Consider the following 292-nt stretch of genomic DNA (forward strand, 5'->3'; position numbering starts at 1 on the left):
ATTTTTCTTTCCCATCTCCAGCAGATCTTTTACTCTAACAAATGACATAAGAAACCTCCTTCTCCCTCTACATCTCTTCAACAGGCTCAACGCTGTCATGCGTCACAGGCCCTAAGTATTTATACGCTTCTTTCAGCACTTTTGCGAAGTGGCCGTGAATACCGCTCACATGGTGGATATATGGCCCGTACATCAGCTTCTTTTCCCATCTCACCCAGTCGTTTACTTTAAACCACACGTAGTTTCCTGTAGTCTTCGGCCCCTCAGTACCCTCTCCCTCATCAGCCAGAAG

The 292-nt window shown here is 46.6% G+C and carries 1 pseudogene; it reads right to left on the reverse strand.

The features are described from left to right. Positions 1–67: 67 nt before the first annotated feature. Positions 68–292, reverse strand: a pseudogene (locus NE473_RS31865) (L-fucose/L-arabinose isomerase family protein); the annotation flags it as partial.

It is taken from the genome of Hungatella sp. SL.1.14, from assembly GCF_024460495.1.
In the GTDB taxonomy this organism is placed as follows: domain Bacteria; phylum Bacillota; class Clostridia; order Lachnospirales; family Lachnospiraceae; genus Hungatella; species Hungatella hathewayi.